This is a genomic window from Streptomyces sp. SID5469, from assembly GCF_009862865.1.
Lineage (GTDB): Bacteria > Actinomycetota > Actinomycetes > Streptomycetales > Streptomycetaceae > Streptomyces > Streptomyces avermitilis.
Map to the genome: position 1 here is coordinate 1,334,746 of NZ_WWIN01000001.1, position 16,282 is coordinate 1,351,027.

Annotated in this window: 14 protein-coding genes; 5 read left to right on the plus strand and 9 right to left on the minus strand. The window is 70.5% G+C overall.

Annotated features, from left to right (window positions below):
- Positions 1 to 94: 94 nt before the first annotated feature.
- Positions 95 to 1,660, minus strand: coding sequence for a hypothetical protein (locus tag GTY58_RS05700; RefSeq protein WP_010982496.1), 1,566 nt, complete (start codon positions 1,658 to 1,660; stop codon positions 95 to 97).
- Positions 1,661 to 1,937: 277 nt separating this feature from the next.
- Between GTY58_RS05700 and GTY58_RS05705 the strand changes: the two genes are divergently transcribed.
- Positions 1,938 to 2,861, plus strand: coding sequence for a restriction endonuclease (locus GTY58_RS05705; RefSeq protein ID WP_010982497.1), 924 nt, complete (start codon positions 1,938 to 1,940; stop codon positions 2,859 to 2,861).
- 155 nt (positions 2,862 to 3,016) lie between these two features.
- Positions 3,017 to 3,976, plus strand: a complete 960-nt coding sequence (locus tag GTY58_RS05710) for a YihY/virulence factor BrkB family protein (RefSeq protein WP_010982498.1) — start codon at positions 3,017 to 3,019, stop codon at positions 3,974 to 3,976.
- Positions 3,977 to 4,314: 338 nt separating this feature from the next.
- On the opposite strand, the gene GTY58_RS05715 is transcribed toward GTY58_RS05710, so the two are convergent.
- The 3 genes from GTY58_RS05715 to GTY58_RS05725 all read right to left on the minus strand — a co-directional run bounded on the left by GTY58_RS05715 (position 4,315) and on the right by GTY58_RS05725 (position 6,963).
- Positions 4,315 to 5,526 (minus strand): cysteine desulfurase-like protein, encoded by a 1,212-nt coding sequence (locus GTY58_RS05715; RefSeq protein WP_010982499.1) that lies wholly within the window; start codon positions 5,524 to 5,526, stop codon positions 4,315 to 4,317.
- An 87-nt stretch (positions 5,527 to 5,613) separates the two neighbouring features.
- Positions 5,614 to 6,492, minus strand: coding sequence for an oxygenase MpaB family protein (locus tag GTY58_RS05720; protein ID WP_010982500.1), 879 nt, complete (start codon positions 6,490 to 6,492; stop codon positions 5,614 to 5,616).
- Positions 6,493 to 6,675: 183 nt separating this feature from the next.
- Positions 6,676 to 6,963 (minus strand): DUF4190 domain-containing protein, encoded by a 288-nt coding sequence (locus tag GTY58_RS05725; RefSeq protein WP_010982501.1) that lies wholly within the window; start codon positions 6,961 to 6,963, stop codon positions 6,676 to 6,678.
- Positions 6,964 to 7,262: 299 nt separating this feature from the next.
- Between GTY58_RS05725 and GTY58_RS05730 the strand changes: the two genes are divergently transcribed.
- Positions 7,263 to 8,477: a phospholipase D-like domain-containing protein gene (locus tag GTY58_RS05730; protein WP_010982502.1), complete on the plus strand. Its 1,215-nt coding sequence runs from the start codon at positions 7,263 to 7,265 to the stop codon at positions 8,475 to 8,477.
- A 180-nt stretch (positions 8,478 to 8,657) separates the two neighbouring features.
- On the opposite strand, the gene GTY58_RS05735 is transcribed toward GTY58_RS05730, so the two are convergent.
- Positions 8,658 to 9,551 (minus strand): glutathione S-transferase family protein, encoded by an 894-nt coding sequence (locus GTY58_RS05735; RefSeq protein ID WP_037650248.1) that lies wholly within the window; start codon positions 9,549 to 9,551, stop codon positions 8,658 to 8,660.
- A gap of 676 nt (positions 9,552 to 10,227) precedes the next feature.
- Between GTY58_RS05735 and GTY58_RS05740 the strand changes: the two genes are divergently transcribed.
- Positions 10,228 to 10,797 carry a hypothetical protein gene (locus GTY58_RS05740; RefSeq protein WP_010982504.1) on the plus strand — a complete coding sequence of 190 codons (570 nt, stop codon included), beginning with the start codon at positions 10,228 to 10,230 and terminating at the stop codon, positions 10,795 to 10,797.
- Between the two features lie 258 nt (positions 10,798 to 11,055).
- Here GTY58_RS05740 and GTY58_RS05745 read toward each other — a convergent pair whose 3' ends face one another.
- Complete coding sequence (locus tag GTY58_RS05745) at positions 11,056 to 11,736, minus strand: SDR family oxidoreductase (RefSeq protein WP_010982505.1); 681 nt, start codon at positions 11,734 to 11,736, stop codon at positions 11,056 to 11,058.
- Between the two features lie 169 nt (positions 11,737 to 11,905).
- Here GTY58_RS05745 and GTY58_RS05750 point away from each other — a divergent pair, with 169 nt between their 5' ends.
- Complete coding sequence (locus tag GTY58_RS05750; protein ID WP_010982506.1) at positions 11,906 to 12,463, plus strand: TetR/AcrR family transcriptional regulator; 558 nt, start codon at positions 11,906 to 11,908, stop codon at positions 12,461 to 12,463.
- A gap of 237 nt (positions 12,464 to 12,700) precedes the next feature.
- Here GTY58_RS05750 and GTY58_RS05755 read toward each other — a convergent pair whose 3' ends face one another.
- The 3 genes from GTY58_RS05755 to GTY58_RS05765 are packed head-to-tail and all read right to left on the minus strand — an operon-like array spanning position 12,701 to position 16,187.
- Positions 12,701 to 13,741, minus strand: a complete 1,041-nt coding sequence (locus GTY58_RS05755) for a hypothetical protein (RefSeq protein ID WP_010982507.1) — start codon at positions 13,739 to 13,741, stop codon at positions 12,701 to 12,703.
- A complete protein-coding gene (locus GTY58_RS05760) occupies positions 13,738 to 15,018 on the minus strand; it encodes a hypothetical protein (protein WP_010982508.1) in 1,281 nt (426 codons plus the stop codon). Before GTY58_RS05760 ends, GTY58_RS05755 begins: the two co-directional genes overlap by 4 nt.
- Entirely contained in the window at positions 15,015 to 16,187 is a 1,173-nt protein-coding gene (locus GTY58_RS05765; protein ID WP_010982509.1) for a caspase family protein, read from the minus strand. Before GTY58_RS05765 ends, GTY58_RS05760 begins: the two co-directional genes overlap by 4 nt.
- Between the last annotated feature and the right edge of the window lie 95 nt (positions 16,188 to 16,282).

Here is a 16,282-nt window from a genome sequence, read left to right on the forward strand (position 1 = left end):
CACGGGCCCCCTGCGGTCACGAGCGGGAACGCCCGCGGTCGGACCGTTCACCGTACCCGGCGCCGGGCGGGCCATGCCGGGCCGGCGCCTGCGGTCAAGATCCCAGGCCGAACCCCTTCGTCGTGTAGGCGCACTCCGTGTAGAGGTAACCGGACCGAAGCTTGGCCGTGTCGGACGCGGGAGTCGCGCTGGAGTCGCCCATCGGCTTGTGCAGGAAGTACGTGGTGCCGACCGGCAGAGTGATCGTCCGCTGCGGGTAGTGCTTGCCGCTGTCGTTGCAGGGGTTGAAGCCCAGCAGGAGGGTGCTGGCGGTCGAGTACGCCGTGCAGCCGCCGCAGCCCTTGAGGGTGAAGCTTCCGGTCACGGGGCCCGTGTACAGGACCGTGATGTCGTCGGGACTGTCGTTCTTGACGGTCACCGAGATGCTTCCGCCGGACGCCGTCGTGGGCAGGCGCTTGCCCGCTGCGGGCACCTTGAGCGCGACCTCCGCGGCGATGGCGATCTTTCGGGCACGTGCCCGGTTCTTGTCGTGTTTATTGCTGTCGGCGAACTCGCTCAGCGTCGTGCGCGCCGCGTCGAATTCCCCGTCCTTGTACTGGTCCACACCGCAGGCGTACGCCCCCGCGTCCGCGCTCTTGCCGGCCCGGCCGGCGTCCCGCGCGAGGGCATCGGCCACGCCGGCCTTGTCCCCCGGCAGGCGGGCCACCTGGGAGCTGAGACCCTGCAGCCGCTCGACGGCCGCGCACGGCTCGCTGCCGCGCAGGTTCCCGGCCTCCTTGTCGACGGCCGCGCGGACCTCCGGCTCGATCTTCTTGGCCTGCGGCGAGTCGGGGAAGGTGGTCAGGAGAGTGCTGAAGTGCCCTTCCCAGGTCACGTCGGCCCCGGCGAGGCCGTCCGTCCCGCACTCGTAGAGGGAGGCGGCCAGACGGTCGTCGGGCCAGGCCGCCAAGGAGCCGAGATCCTTCTTGTCCAGGGTCCGCGGAACCGTGCGCAGATACGTGAGCGGCGCTATCGCGGCGCAGTAGTCCTTCCGCGCATAGGCGGCACCGACCGTCTCGTAGAACGACGTGAGCCGGCCCGGCACCTTGCGGGCCGCGCGGGAGTCCGGGTGGTCGGCTCTGAGCCCGCCGTAGACGCGCAGCGCTTCGCGGTAGTCGGACTGGGCGGTGCCGAACGACTTCTGTCCACCGCTCCGGACGAGGCCGTCGGCGCGCTCGAGCCGGTCGAGGAGCATCTGCTGGGTGGCCTCCTCCCGCGCCGACCGATAGAGGACGGAGCCGCCGACCGGTACGGCGAGGAGGGCCAGGCCGAGAAGGACGGCAACAGGAGACCGCGGGGGCCAGACCAACCGGGTACGCAGGCCGACGAACGCGCCGTGCACCGCGGCCAGCAGGAGAACGACGACGTACACGGTGAGCAGGCCGCCTCCGACACCGTCCGGGTCGGCAGGCAGCGCCAGCAACAGCAGGACCCCGGTCGCGATCCAGCACGCGGCCATCGGGACCCAGCGGCGGATGAGCGCGTAACCGATGCCGAGGCCACTGAGGTTGAGCAGCGCCACGGCGGCGGCACGCGGGCGGTCCGGCGGGGCGGGCGGCGGGGCGGACGGCATGGGTGGTGCGACGAAACCGTTCGTGGCGGCATGCTGGTCTCCGGACATGGCGGCTCCCCCCGGTCAACAACGCGCTCATGTCTGCAAGTTGTAAGTGTACGGCCAAGCGTTCGACTCAGATAGCGGGCGGACGCCCCGGACCGGGCAGAGGGCCCCGGAATATGCGAATCCACTCCTCCAGGGCCTATGGCGCCAGCGCGGCACAGCCGTCGAAAGCGCGCGATTCCTCGCGAGGCCGTGGATCACCGCACCGTTGAAGTTGACGATCTTGGGCAGATGGCAGCAGTGATCATCGTGCCGATTCCATGAGGGGGGATCACCACCCATGGCCACACCTGTGCGCCGAATGCCACCGATGCGCCGCAGGCGCGCCTTCGACCTCCGGTCGACGGCCCTGTTCTTCGGCCTGCTCGCCGTTGTCCTGAGCGTCGCGGGTTTCGCCGTCCGAGCCGCGGCCCGTGTGGTCGAACAGCGCCCGGGACTGGTCATGATCCTGTGCCTCATCGGGGTACCGGCAGCGGTCGTCTGCCGACAAGGCCGCCGGCGGTTCTCCGCGGCCAGGGCGGCACGCCGGGTCGCCGCCGCACTCGACGACGCAACGCATACGGCGCTGGACGCGCTGGAAACGGCACAGCCCGTCGCTCCCGCTCCCGCTCCGGTCCCGGACCGACTCGCGACGCCCGTGCCCACCTCGCGGGACACCACCGTGGTCATTCTGCCCGGCGAGGCCGAAGGGACCGTCGAGCTCGAAACGATCGACCACGAAGCGATCGACCACGAAGAGTTCGATGACGACGCGTTCGATTACGACGCCCTGGACGCCGACGAGTTCGAGCAGGCCGTAGCGGCGCTGTGTGAGCGGGACGGCTGCTCCGACGTCGAAGTCGTCGGCGGGGCCGGAGACCTCGGCGCCGACGTGGTGGCCACGGCCCCGGACGGGCGACGCGTCGTCATCCAGTGCAAGCGCTACTGCGACACCAACAAGGTCGGCTCTCAGGACCTTCAGCGATTCGGCGGCACCTGCTTCACCGTGCACCAGGCCCAGGTGGCCGTCGTGATCACCACCAGCGACTTCACCACTCCGGCCACCGAGTACGCCGACCAGTGCGGGATCCTCTGCTTCGACCGGCAGGCCCTGCTGGCATGGAGCGACGGCACGGGCCCGCAGCCGTGGGGAGAGGAGGTCGCCGTCGGCGACCCCTGGGCCGGCGACGGGCCCCTGGAGGGCCCTTGCGCGCGGCAGGGCTGAATCCGGCACGGGCGGAAAGAAGGTAGGGCGGGGTTCGTATCCGGCATACGGGGACTGTTCCTCGTGGGCGACCGCGAGCTGCTGTCACCCGCACGCCCCGCTGTTGCACGCACGGCCTGCGGTTGCAGGCATGACCTTGAGGAGGCACCGGCGCCATGGGAACCGCCGTGCACGTCCCGCAGACCCGGGACATGATCGGGGAGGAGCTCTCCGGCGACGAGGCGCTGACCGCGTTGCGTCGCTACGGCGGCCTGCGACTGCTCGTCGACTCGTTCGCCCGGTTCCGTTACGCCGACGGCTTCTCCCATGCGCGCGCCCTCGGGTTCCAAGTGGTGCTGGGCATGGTGCCGTTCACGATCGCGCTGGTCGGCGTCGCCACCACGGTGCACACGGAGAGCGTCGGGCAGATCGTCGAACTCACTCTCGCCCGGATCGTGCCGGGTGCCAGCGCCGACGTGGTCAAGGACGCCCTGGCCGGGACGCGTCGCACCGCCCACGCCAGCCTCTGGAGCACCGTCGCACTGTGGGTCGGCCTGGCTTTCGCCGTGCTGAATCTGGCCTCGGCGATGGGCCAGGTCGAGCGAGGTGCCAACCGCATCTACGGCGTCGAGCAAGACCGGCCCGCCCTCCACAAGTACGGCCGCTCGGTGCTGCTCGCCCTCGCCGCGGGCGTGCCCATGGTCCTCGGATTCCTGGTCCTCGTCGCCGGCCGGGCCGTCGGTGAATCGGTCGTGGAGGCGTTCGGCTGGTCCCACGGCCGGCTCGACTGGTGGGGACCGCTCGAAGTCCCGCTCGGAGCGGCGCTCGCCTGGATCGCTTCCGCCGTGATCCTGCGGTGGTCGCCGCGCCGGGTGCAGCCGGGCTACACCTGGCTTGCCTTCGGCTCAGCGGTTCATCTGGTGCTGTGGGTCGGCGCCACCTGGCTGCTGGCGCTCTACGTCGCCAAGAGCGGTTCCTTCGGCGCCCTCTACGGGCCGCTCACCGCGTTCGTCGCGCTGCTGCTGTGGGCCAATCTGACCGGTGTCGCGCTGTTCCTCGGCATCGCGTTCGCCGCCCAGCTGGAGGCCGCCCGCGCCGGTATCACCTCGGCCGTGAAACCGGATCCCGGGCCATGAGCGGCCGCGCGGTGACGACCGTCGTACGGGCCTTCCAGCGCCCTCTGTCCGGTTCCCCCGCGTCGAGGAGTTGCCGGATGACGCTGGTGCTCGCGAGGCCGACGATGTCACCACCGTCCCACTGACGCAGTTCCTTGACGGTGTCGGCGGGGTCGGCGGTGGCGAGGCGCGCGTTGTCCCGACAGGCCGATGTTCGCGACGACGGTACGGTGCCGAGGGGTTCCGGCGGCGGTGGTCATGGCTGACTCCTTCTTGCCGGTGGCCGGGCGAGGGGTCCGGACGCCCGGGATGACCTGATCAGGGCGTGAGGGGCGGTGCCTGCACCGCCCCTCACCGCTTCACGAGGCCAGGAACGCGGTGAGCCCCTCCAGGAGCCGCTCCGCGTCACTCGCGTCGTTGTAGGGCGACAGGCCCACCCGCAGACCGCCGCTGTCCCCGAGACCGAGATGCCGGGACGCCTCCAGGGCGTAGAAGGATCCGGCGGGCGCATGGACGCCCAGCCGTGCCAGGAAGTGGTAGGCCCGCGTCGCGCTGCGGTCGGCGAACGTGAGCAGCAGCGTGGGGGTGCGCTCGGCTGCCCGGGAGTGGATCGTCACACCGTCCAGCAGGGACAGTTCCTTCTCGATGCGCTCCCGCAACGCGGTCTCGTGCCGTTCCACGGCGGCGTACGCGGACCGCAGGCGATCACGTCTGTCTCCGGTGACGGCGGCGCCGGTGGCAAGGCCGGCCAGGAAGTCGACCGCGGCCCGGGTGCCGGCGAGGAACTCGTAGGGCAGGGTGCCGAGTTCGAAGCGCTCCGGGACGGCGTCGGTGGAGGGGAGCAGTTTGTCGGGGCGGAGCGTCTCCAGCAGTTCGGGAGAGGCCGCGAGGACCCCGTGATGGGGTCCGAAGAACTTGTACGGCGAGCACACGAAGAAGTCCGCCCCCAGCTGCGTGACATCGACGAAGTTGTGCGCGGCGTAGTGCACTCCGTCGACGTAGAGCAGGGCACCGGACCGGTGGACCAGGTCGGCGATCTCCGCGACGGCGGGGCACGTACCGATCAGGTTGGAGGCGGCGGTCACCGCGACCAGCCGGGTGCGGTCCGACAGCACCTCGCCCACGGCCGCGGCGGGCAGCTCGCCCGTGGCCGGGTCGAAGTCGGCCCACCGGACATGGACACCGGCCTGTTCGGCCGCCTGGAGCCATGGGCGGATGTTGGCGTCGTGGTCCAGCCGGCTGACCACGATCTCGTCACCGGGTGCCCAGGTCCTGGCGAGTACGCGGGAGAAGTCGTACGTCAACTGCGTGGCGCTGCGGCCGAGGACGATGCCCGGGGCGGCCGCGCCCAGCAGGTCGGCCATCGCCTGCCGGAACTCCTGGACGATCGTCTCCGCATTGGTCTCGCCGAGCACCTCCGCGCCCCGGATCGACAACGGGTTGCTCATGGCATCCGCGATGGCCGCGATGACCGGCTCGGGTATCTGGGTGCCGCCCGGGCCGTCGAAGTGCGCGGTACCGGCCCGCAGCGCGGGGAATTGCGCGCGAAGCGCGCCGACGTCGTAAGTCACCGGCCCAGCCTGCCAGGACCGCCCCGGAAAGGGCCACGGCACGAAACGAACTGGCCATCCGCCGCGGCGCGTGGGAGAGGCCGGCTCTCAGGTCGGCCTGGGCGCGGAGGGTGCGGTCATCACCCACCGGATGGTCCTCGTCAGTGCGTGGCCGGCCAGTCGGACAGCGGTGGGCTCGAGTACCGGGACCCGCGGAAGGCCGAGCGGGCCGCGCGCCCATGGCGGCAGATCGGCGACCGCGTTCGCCGCCAGGACGGCGTACGGCGGCCGGACGGCCAGGGGCAGTGGCGGATGGAGGAGGAGGAAACGGGCCGCCGCTGCGGCCTCCGCCGTGGCCCGCAGCTCGGGACGGTACGCGTGCAGCCGCTCGACCAGTTCCGCACGGTTCCTCGGTGGATTCAGCACACCGAGGGCGGCTGCGATGTGCGCGGTGTCGTCGACGTACCCGTCGCAGCCGGCGTCGTCCAGCGGTTGCTCCCCGTATCGCTGGTGGGCGCGGAGAAAGCTGTCGACCTCGGCGACGTGCACCCAGCCGAGCAGATGCGGATCGGCCGCGTGGTACGGCTCGCCCCTGTCCGTGGTGCCGCGTACCGCCTCGTGAACGGCACGGACGCGGTCGACGGCCGCCTGGGCGTCGTCGGCGGTTCCGAAGGTGGTGACGGCGAGGAACGTGCTGGTGCGCTGGAGTCTGCCCCAGGGATCGCCCTGGTATCCGGAGTGGGCGGCCACCGCGGCCATCGCCAAGGGATGCAGAGACTGCAGCAGGAGGGCGCGCAGTCCTCCGATGTACATCGAGGCGTCGCCGTGGACGGTCCGGATGGGCCGGTCCGGCCCGAACCAGCGAGGCCCGGGAGCGTGATGGATGCGGTCGCGGTTCGCGGGCCCCTCGGGGCCGGCGACACGGCTGAAAAGCATCGCGCCCAGCCGTTCGCGCACCCCGGAGACCGCGGATGCGTACCTTTCCATTGCTCCATTGTCCGACATGAGAAACGCGGAGGTCGACCGACAAGCAGCGATGGGGCAATGGTGCAACGGAGCAATGGGGCAATTTATGAGGGGGCGGAAGAGATCGCTTGCCGAATCACACGGAAATGGTGCGCACCGGATTCCTCCGGTGCGCACCACGGCGCAGCACGAAACGCCGGGCGATCAGCCTCCGACGTACCAGGCGAAACCACCGTTGGACGCGGCCACGGCCATGAAAACCGCGAACAGGATCAGGTCCACGATGCCCAGCACGACTCCGGCCTTCGCCATGCCGCCACCGCCCTTGCCCCCCGCCTGCCGCAGGGCGACCACGCCCAGCACGATGGCTATCGGGCCGAGGATCACGCTGAGGAAGAAAACCCCGACGATCCCGCAGATGAGACTCGCGATCGCAAGACCGTTGGTGCGCGATCCGGAGGAGGCCGTGGAGGGACTGCCGTAACTCGTCATCACATTCTCCCGCTCTTCGGTGTGGTGCACGTTGCGACGCCTTCTTTCCGGACCGTCCGAATGCCCGGGAAATGCCGACGTATTCCCACGGTGCGTCAGACACAGCGGGCCGGGAGCCAGGTTTGCGCTCGCGCGGTTCGTCGGAGTGCTCCGCCGGATCCGGGGCATGAGACGGGGTGCCGCCGACGCTTCCGCCCCCCGATGGGTCGGCGGCACCGATCACATGTGGGACGAAGGAGAGGGGCCGCCCCTCCACCACCGGTCGGCGGCGCCTGCCGCACGGAAACAGGAGAAAACGCATGCTCGAGTCGGTTGCAGCTGAACCCCGGCGCGCCGCGGCGACGGACCAGGCGGGCACCGAGGCACGCAAGCAGCGTCTGCGAAGACGTCTGGAGAGACTCATCGGTATCGCCGCGACCGAGGGCAACGAGCTCGTACCCCTGCGCAACGGTGACGAGATCTTCCCCGCCATGCTCCGAGCCATCCGTACGGCCGAGCACACCGTCGACATGATGACGTTCGTGTACTGGCGCGGGCAGATAGCGCGGGACTTCGCGGCCGCACTGGCGGAGCGTGCCCGCGCGGGAGTTCGCGTGCGGCTGCTCCTGGACGGCTTCGGTGCCAAGCAGATCGAGGAGGGCCTCCTCGAGTCCATGAACTCCGCCGGCGTAGAGGTCGCCTGGTTCCGCAAACCGCTGTGGCTGTCCCCCCTCAAGCAGAACCACCGCTGCCATCGCAAGGTGCTCGTCGTGGACGAGCACACCGCTTTCACCGGCGGCGTCGGCATCGCCGAGGAGTGGGGCGGCGACGCCCGCAATCCCTCCGAATGGCGCGACACCCATGTGCAGGTCCGCGGTCCGGCCGTCGACGGCATCGCCGCCGCCTTCGCCCAGAACTGGGCGGAGTGCCACGACGAGCTGTTCGACGAGCGGGACCGCTTCACCGAGCACGAGCAGTCCGGTCGGGCAACCGTCCAGGTGGTCCGGGGCTCGGCCAGCTTCGGCTGGCAGGACATGCAGACCCTCGTCCGGGTCATGCTCGCCTCGGCCGAGGAGCGCTTCCGCCTGTCCACCGCCTATTTCGCGCCGGACAGCTACTTCGTCGACCTGCTGTGCGCGACCGCCCGCCGTGGCGTACAGGTGCAGATCCTGCTGCCCGGCCCGTATACGGACCAGCGGGCGTGCCGGCTCGCCGGTCAGCACTACTACGGCACGCTTCTGGATGCCGGGGTGGAGATCCGCCAGTACCAGCCGACGATGCTCCACACCAAGATCATGACCGTGGACGGGGTCGCCGCCCTGATCGGCTCCAGCAACTTCAACCGCCGCTCGATGGAGCACGACGAGGAGATCATGCTCGCCGTGCTGGACGAGACCTTCACGGCGGCCCTGGACCGGGACTTCGAGGAGGACCGGGAGCGGGCCGAGGCCATCGTCGCGGCACGCTGGAAGCACCGCTCCCCTGTGCAGCGCCTCAAAGAGGCGATCGTCGCTCCCGTACGCCGTTTCCTCTAGCGGACGGGCCTTTGCACACGCCCCGGTGTCGGTCCGGTGAGGGCGCCTCACGGCCCCTCACCGGAGGGCTCGAACTCCGGCCGCGTCACCGGCTCCGGCGAGGGCATCGACTACGACCCTGCCGACTGGGCGGAGCCGCAGCCGACCCGCGCGCGCGGCGAGAGCCGGCGCCCGCTGCGCTCACCCCTGCCGCGAGGCGGTCCTGTCCGGCGCGTGTGCGGCCCACTCCACGATCTGTACCGCGGCGCCCGCGGCCTCCAGCCCACGGCAATGTGCGTGATGCCGGCGGGCGATGCCGTCGAGATCGAGGTGGGCTCCGAAGGCGGGGTCGCCGGCCAGCCGCCGCGCGTAGGCCCAGAGCGCCGGGTGATCGGCGACGCGGTGCACAGCGGAGGCGTCCAGGTGCCAGCGGTGCACGGTGTCGAGCTGCACCAGGCTCACCCACAACTCGATGTCGGCCGCGGTCAACCGGTCGCCCAGGAGGTAGTCCTGGCGGGCCAGCCGCCCTTCCAGCGAACGCAGCGTGCGCAGCAGGGAGCCCAGCGCGCTGTCCCGCTCCGCGTCGTCGGCATCCGCGCGTCCGGCCCGCTGGGCCGTCGCGTTGATGCCCTGCTCACACAGATGTCCGACGGCCTCGATCTCCGCCTCCATGCCCTTCGGGTACAGCGGAGGCCGCTCCCCGCCGAAACGCCGGGCCAGGTCGCGCATGATGTCCGGCGCGTGCGTGCTCACGATCCGGCCCGACCAGTCGTCGCTGAGCACCGGCGCCACGGCGGCTCCGGCATACCGGTGCGCACTCGCCTCGTACAGCGGGCGTAGCGCGGAGTGCTCTCCGCCGGGTCCGTCGGGCACCGCGGGCAGCAGCGTCACCGGGCAGGCGTCCTCGAGTCCGAGCAGGCTGTGGGCGACGGCGATCTTCAGACAGTGCGGACACGACGGCGACAGGTGGAGGCGATACCGGCCCGGCACGGGATAGTGGCCGCTGCGCGCGTCGCAGCCGATCCTCCCCCGAAAGGCCGACGTGGCCGGTATGGATCGTGCGGACGGAACTGCGGTCAAGGCGTTGACGGACATGTCTCTCCCCGGGGTCTGGCACGCACAGGTGCGGAGGGCGAAGGGCGGGAGCGGAGTCGTCGGCTCGGCGCGAACGGCGGTGCCCGGTGCGGAACTGAGGTCCCGGTACGGACGGCCGGGACACGGGCGCCGGACCGGCACCGCCGGTTCAGCGCAGTCGGCCGGTCGCGCTGCAGACACGCAGCAGATCGATGTGACGGCGGGAGGTCAGGTGGAGCGTCGGCCGACGTGTGCGGTTCACACTGTCGATGACCGGCTCCAGGCGCCTCATGCTTCCCTACCTATTCACTAGGAAATCCCCTCTGGAGTGTCGGTCCGCCTTCCGCCGCAGTCAAGAGGTGTCTCACGGACGGCGGTCCGACCCCGCAGCCCTCCCCCGCCGGGACGGCCACGACCGAGGACGGCGGAGGCGAGTCGGACACCCGGGCGGCCCGGGCGGAAGGGACTGAGCTGTGGGGGATCCGCCGGCGCGGCGGTCCGGTGACGGGCCGACGGTCGACCGGCGGGCGCGGGCGCGGACCGGCCGCCCGGCAGGGGTGGTTGTCGCCGCTGTCGCCCGGCGGCCTCGCCGAGCCCGAGCGGACCTCCGGCCGGCTGGAGGGCGTCGGCTCGGGGTGGTACGGACGAGGGGCTCTCTACACTGCTCTGGACCTGATCGACCAACCGGGGGACGGACATGCGGGTACGCGGTCACCAAGTGCTGATCCTGACGTGCGCAGCGGCGCTGCTGGGGGCAACGGCGGCCTGCGGCGGGGCAGGGACCGCCACGAAGCGGCCCGGCACCGCCCGCACCGCACCTTCACATGCCCGCTTCGACGCGGAGATCTCGCTGCCCGACGGCCGCCGCGTAGGCATGTACTACGCCACCGGACGCGGCCTCGTGGAGCAGCACCGGGGCACCGGCAGCGCGGCCTGGAGCACACCGCATCTGCTGCACCGGACCACGTCCGATCCCTGCCAGAGCCTGCGGCTCAAGGCGTTCGGGACCACGGTCGCGGCCATCGCGAACTGGGGGGTGTACTGCGCCGACGGTGAACCACCGACGGAGTCCCTCGCCGCGGTCGGTACCGGAAACCTCTCGGAGTGGGACACCGATGTCACCCCCGACTTCGACGGTTGGGATGCCGTGAAGGCCTCGGAAGAGACGGGCGAGCTGAGTTTCACCAATGGCTCCGTCGAGTCGGTCACGAGGCTGCGCTGGCGCCGGACGGAGGGGTTCTCCGACGTGGAGGAGATCCCCCGGTGAGCCGTCCCACGCATGACGACCCACTCCGCGCCTTCGCGGACGAGGACACGTCTGCGCGAAGAGCCGCCGGTCCGGGAGATCCGGTTGCTCCGCGTGGATGCCTCGGACCGGTTGTCGACCAGGCCGGCCCGCTCCGTGCACGACGGAACCGGGCTTGCCCACCACGTGTCCGGAGACGGCCCTCCCCTGGTCTGCCTGCCCGGAGACCGGTTCGTGGCCGCCACCGCGCCGTTCCTCAGCCGAGCCAGGGCCTCACGGTCAGCCGGCCACCGCGCTCAGCTGCTGCTTGACCTGACGCGACAGATCGTCGGCCAGGATTTCCGGCAGGCCCTTCTCGATCCCCTCCAGAGCCTGGGCGGCGACGAGCGCGGGGGCCGTCTTCTGCTCCGGGGCCACGTACTCGGCCATGTCGGTGTCCATGTACCCGACGTGCAGAGCGCTGACGGTGATGCCGCGCGGCGCCAGTTCCTCGCGTACCGAGTCGGTCAGCGACCAGGCCGCCGCCTTGCCCGCGCTGTAGGCGCCGTAGCCCGCCGGGTGCACCCACGACAGGACCGAGAGCACATTGAGGATCGCCCCGCCGCCGTTGGCCTCGATGACCGGGGCGAAGGCCCGGGTCGTCTGAAGGGTTCCGAAGAAGTGCGTCTCCAGTTCCAGGCGCACGGACTCCAGATCGCCGGAAACCAGCTGCGTGTGCGTCGAGATACCGGCGTTGTTCACCAGGAGCGTCGCATCGGATGCCGTACGGGCCGCCTCCCGGACCGACTCCGGGTCGGTGATGTCCAGACGCAGCGGGATCGCGCCGGGCAGGTCGACCGTCTCCGGTCGGCGGGCCGCCGCGTACACCGTGGCGCCGCGCTCGAGGAGCTGCTCCGCGATATGGCGTCCCAGCCCCCGGTTGGCTCCGGTGACCACTGCGACGGCGTGCTTGAGATCCATGATTCTTTCCCCTTCGCGGGAGGTGCGGGGCCGAGGGGACGACCCTTCGGGTGGCCCCGGAGGCCCCTCGTTGACCTTCAACGGTTATAGATTACGCCCATAATCTAAAAAGGGAAGAGGGAGCCGTACGATAGATGTCAGCGAACATCCAATCGTGGGGAGGTGGCCCATGGGCCGCGTATCGAAGGAACAGGCACGCGAGAACCGGCAGCGTGTCGTTGCCACCGCCTCTCGCCTGATGCGTCAACAGGGCACCGACGGTGTCAGTGTCGCCGACCTGATGAAGGCCGCCGGGCTGACCCACGGCGGCTTCTACAAGCAGTTCGCCTCCAAGGAGGCCCTGATCGACGAGGCCACCGCGCATGCCTTCGGCACCGTGGAAGAACAGCTCGGCGACGGGCTCCAGGCCCATGAGGGCGACTCCGCCGCAGCTCGCACAGCCTTCATCGACCACTACCTCTCCCCCGAGCACCGCGACGACATGGCCGACGGCTGCCCCACGGCCGCCCTCGCCGCCGACATGGCCCGCGGCCCGGAGGAAAGCGCCGCGCACGAGACCTATGTCGAGGGAGTGCGCCGTTTCGCCGCTCGGCTCGCCGGCGCCGACGACGACGGCCTCGCCCGTCTGAGCACCCTGGTCGGCGCCCTCGTCCTCGCCCGGGCCGTCAAGGACGACCCGCTCTCCGACGACCTCCTCGAGGCCGCCCGCCGACAGCTGCTCCCCTGACGCAGGGCGGTGGCCCGGGGCGGCGCCACCCCACCGGCCGGCGCCGCCCCGGCCGGTCACCCGTCGACCGCCCCGCCGAAACGGGCCGCGCTCCCCGCAGTGCCCGGCGCGCCGGTCCCGTACGGGCACGAGACGACGGCAAGGAGCCCCTTCGGCCCCGCGGGCCGCATCCACACGCCCCGTCGAGCCCTTCGTTCGAACCGCCCGGTGACGAAGGTGCCGGGCGGCGCCGACCCGTCACAGCTCGAAGCTCACGAACCCGTCCTCAGCGTCCGGTGCCGGTGCCGTCACCGTGTAGCCGAAGCGGTCCTTGAGGCTGTCGACGTCCCATATCGCCGCGCGATCACGGTAGTTGAACACGATCTCCTTCTTCGCGCCGCCGTGCTTGAGGATCCGTGCGACGGCGATGGCGTTGGGGTGGTCGTGCCGGGCGCCGCTGGTCGATATCAGGTAGCGGTCGCAGTCGATCAGATCAAGCAGGTCCTTCGAGAGGTTGTGATCGCTGCCGTGGTGGGCCACCTTGAGGACGTCGACGTGCAGGCGTCCGCCCTCCGCCTCGGCCCTGGGCCGTATCGACCGCACCAGCCGCCGGTCGTCGGCGTCACCGGTCAGGATGATGCGCTTGCCCTCGAACTCGAAGAGCAGGCCGATGCTCGTGAGGTTGGTCTTCGACGTGTCCGGCCGGAACGGGCGTGCGGCCAGCTCCTCCACGTTCACTCCCCCGAAGTGCTCGAAGCCGGGCACCAGGGGGATCTCGTCGGGATCGCGGCCCGGGATCAGGCCGTGCTTCGCGCATTCCTTGACCCAGTCCGGCGCCAGGCTCTCCAGTTGACCGCGGTCGGGCGAGAGCACGTCCACCGTGGATCCGTCGTCGAACCACACGAGCTCCCGCCCGACTTCGACACTCAGCCCGCCGAACGCGTCGTTCCACGGCAGCTTCTGCTCCACAAGGGCGCTGGTGAGCTTCTCGCCGTCCTGAGCACCGAACCCCTCGAACTCGAGGAGGTGATCGAACCCGTTGAACCACACGTCCCCGAACTCCACCGATCTGTCGGGGTCGTTCAGCAGGGCGAGCACGCCCAGAAGGTGGTCCTGGTCGACATGGGTGACGACGAGGACGTCGACCAGACCGTCGAGGCCCGCGAGTGTGGGCCGGATGCGCGGATACGTGCCGCTGCGGCCGCCGTCGAGGAGGATCCGGCGCAGGAAGGTGCCGTCGCCGTACTCCAGCAGCAGGCAGTCGCCGTCCTCGCCGGGCATCATCGTGAACCGGATCATTGCGGTCTCCCTCGGAGGGCGACGATCACGAAGGGCTCGCGCAGGTCGACACGCCACGACAGGCGGCGAGCCTGGTCGAGCCGCCGAGCGCACTCGGGGTCGTCGGGGAATTCGGAGAGTCCGTGGATGAGCCGGCTCAGGCCCAGGGTGAAGACCGGCACACCGCGGTCGAAGGCCTCGACGAGCCCGTCGCGGGCCGCCCGCAACTGCGTCTCGGTGTGCGCCCGGCGCAGCTGGCGCATGGCCCACAGCAGGGATCCGTCGCCCATCCAGTCGAACTCGTGCCGCAGATGGTCGAGCCACGGGTCCCAGCGCTGTGGACGTTCCGTCAGCTCGCTGCCGACCAGCACGTACGCGCCCGCCACCGCCGCGAGCGGGTTCTCCATCTTGGCGTAGAGCAATGCCTCCGCGTCCCTGACCAGGGTCGCCGCCGCGTCGAAGGCGCCTCGGGACATGTATCCCAGGGCGGGCCCCACCCGGCGGTCCCGCACGGCCACCGAGACCGCGCTGCCGGTGGGACTCTGACGCTCGTTGACCAGCACCTCGATCTGCGCGGAGCCCCATGGCGCCGGCAGGGTGACGACGTACTCCTTGCCGGCCAGTGAGACGACCAGGAACTGCCGAGGGCCCGTGGGCCCGCCCCACCGTGTGGGCGTGCCGTGCTCGTCGACCGGTCCGTGCGCGCCGAACCGGTACAGGCGTGCGGCCGCGTCACCCAGCGCGAGACTGGGAACGGACCGGGGCGCGGACTGGGCGATCTCGAAGACGGTCGGCCGTTCGGCCGGCCCGTCGGCCAGCTTGAGCATCGAGTCGAAGTGGTAACTCGTGGGCTTCGGGTCGCCGACGAACACCGCGTGCCCCGGTTGGACGAGCCCTTCCCACACCCCGGAGCGCGACCCCCGGGACCGGGGCACAGGAATCGTCGCACTGTCGTGATAGGTCTCGTAGGCCTCGATGTTGCCCATGAGGTACTGCCAGGAATGTGACGCGTAGGGCGAAGGCGCCGTGCGCAGCGTCACCGGGGTGTCCTCGCCCTCCCTGGCCTCGGCATCCCTGGAAAGCACCGTGCCTGACGGCAGCGTGGCCGACACGATGTACCGGCCGGGATCGACCTCGTACCGCGCCGGCACGGCCGACATCCCGCAGGGGAACACGACGTTGCGATGGGTGACACCGTTGCCGTCGGTCGAGTAGATGTTGCCGACGACCTTGGCGCCGGCGGAGAGGTCGGATTCGTCGAGGGCCAGCGCGACGGTCACGCTCAGGCAGCCACTCATGACTTCACCAGGTGCACCCGGCGGAACACCGGGCGGACGGTGATGGTCTTCGTCCGTACGTCCCGCTCGCCGAGCCTCGCCTCGAAGTCGTAGTCGCCGAAGCTCAGTTCAATGGCCCATTCGCTCTCCGGATCGGTGTCGTCGACGTCGTTCAGTGTCCGGCGCAGCCGCTCGCGTCCGCCTTCGAGGCACACGAACTCGGCCTCCGCGTTGTCCTGTGCGGGGTCGCAGCCCACGTAGACCGGGACGACCGGCGGACCGGCCAGCTGGTGGAGGACGAACACCGGCAGTTCACCCACCGCGGGGACCTGGACGCCCGCGACCATGCCGGCGAAGCAGGGCTGGTGCATGAAGTGGTCGATCGCCTCCAGCAGATGGGCGGTGTTGACCCGCCAGTCGCCTTCGGGGTCGTCGCTCGCCGCACCGGCGAGGCTCTTGAGCAGCGCCTCCGTGAACAGGCTCACCTGCCCGGGCCGGGCGTGCGACTGGTCGCCGGACAGGGTGGCGTAGTAAGGGATGTGGAACCGTCGGGGAAGGTCCAGCGGTCGGGCCCCCGCCCCGAGCGGCGTCCGTCCGGCGAAGCGCGTGCCCGAAGCCTCGATGAGCACGTCGGAGTTGGAGCGGCAGGCGTCGAGGAAGAAGACCTGCTGGGAGGCCTTGCAGCGCTTGAGTCCGTTCATCAGGCCCGCGAAGTCCAGTGCGCCGTTGAGGGGGTTGTGCGGGTCGGCGAAGATGTCGGCGGCGAGGAGCGCCATGTCGTCGCCCTGCGAGATGCCGTGTCCGCAGAAGTAGAAGACGAGCCGGTTGTCGACGTGGCTGTCGCCCCGGTCGTACCACTGTGTGACCGCGGCGAGGATGTTGTCGATGGTGGCGACCTCGACCTCGTGGGCGGTCCCGGTACGGGGGTTCACGAACGGGGCCGGCTGTTCCTCGCTCAGCAGCAGCGAGACGCTGCCGAGCGGCCGCTGCGGGTCGTGGTACTCGGCGAGCAGCCACCTCGCGAAGGCACGGGCGGAGAGAGGCGGTGAGCTGAGCTGCCGCATGCCGTCCGAATCCGCTACCGGAGCCTCGCCGCCCTCGAGATGGGGGTATTTGCCGACACCGACGACCAGTCCGTGGGTGGCCGGAGGCCCGGCATTCTCATCGAGGTGGATCACAGAACCGGCCATGGATCCTCCGGAGACACTCCACTCTGCCGGAGCATGCCCGCAGGCAGAATTTCTCCTATTATATTCCGTGAAAACTGATGCGTCCTGGTTTGTTC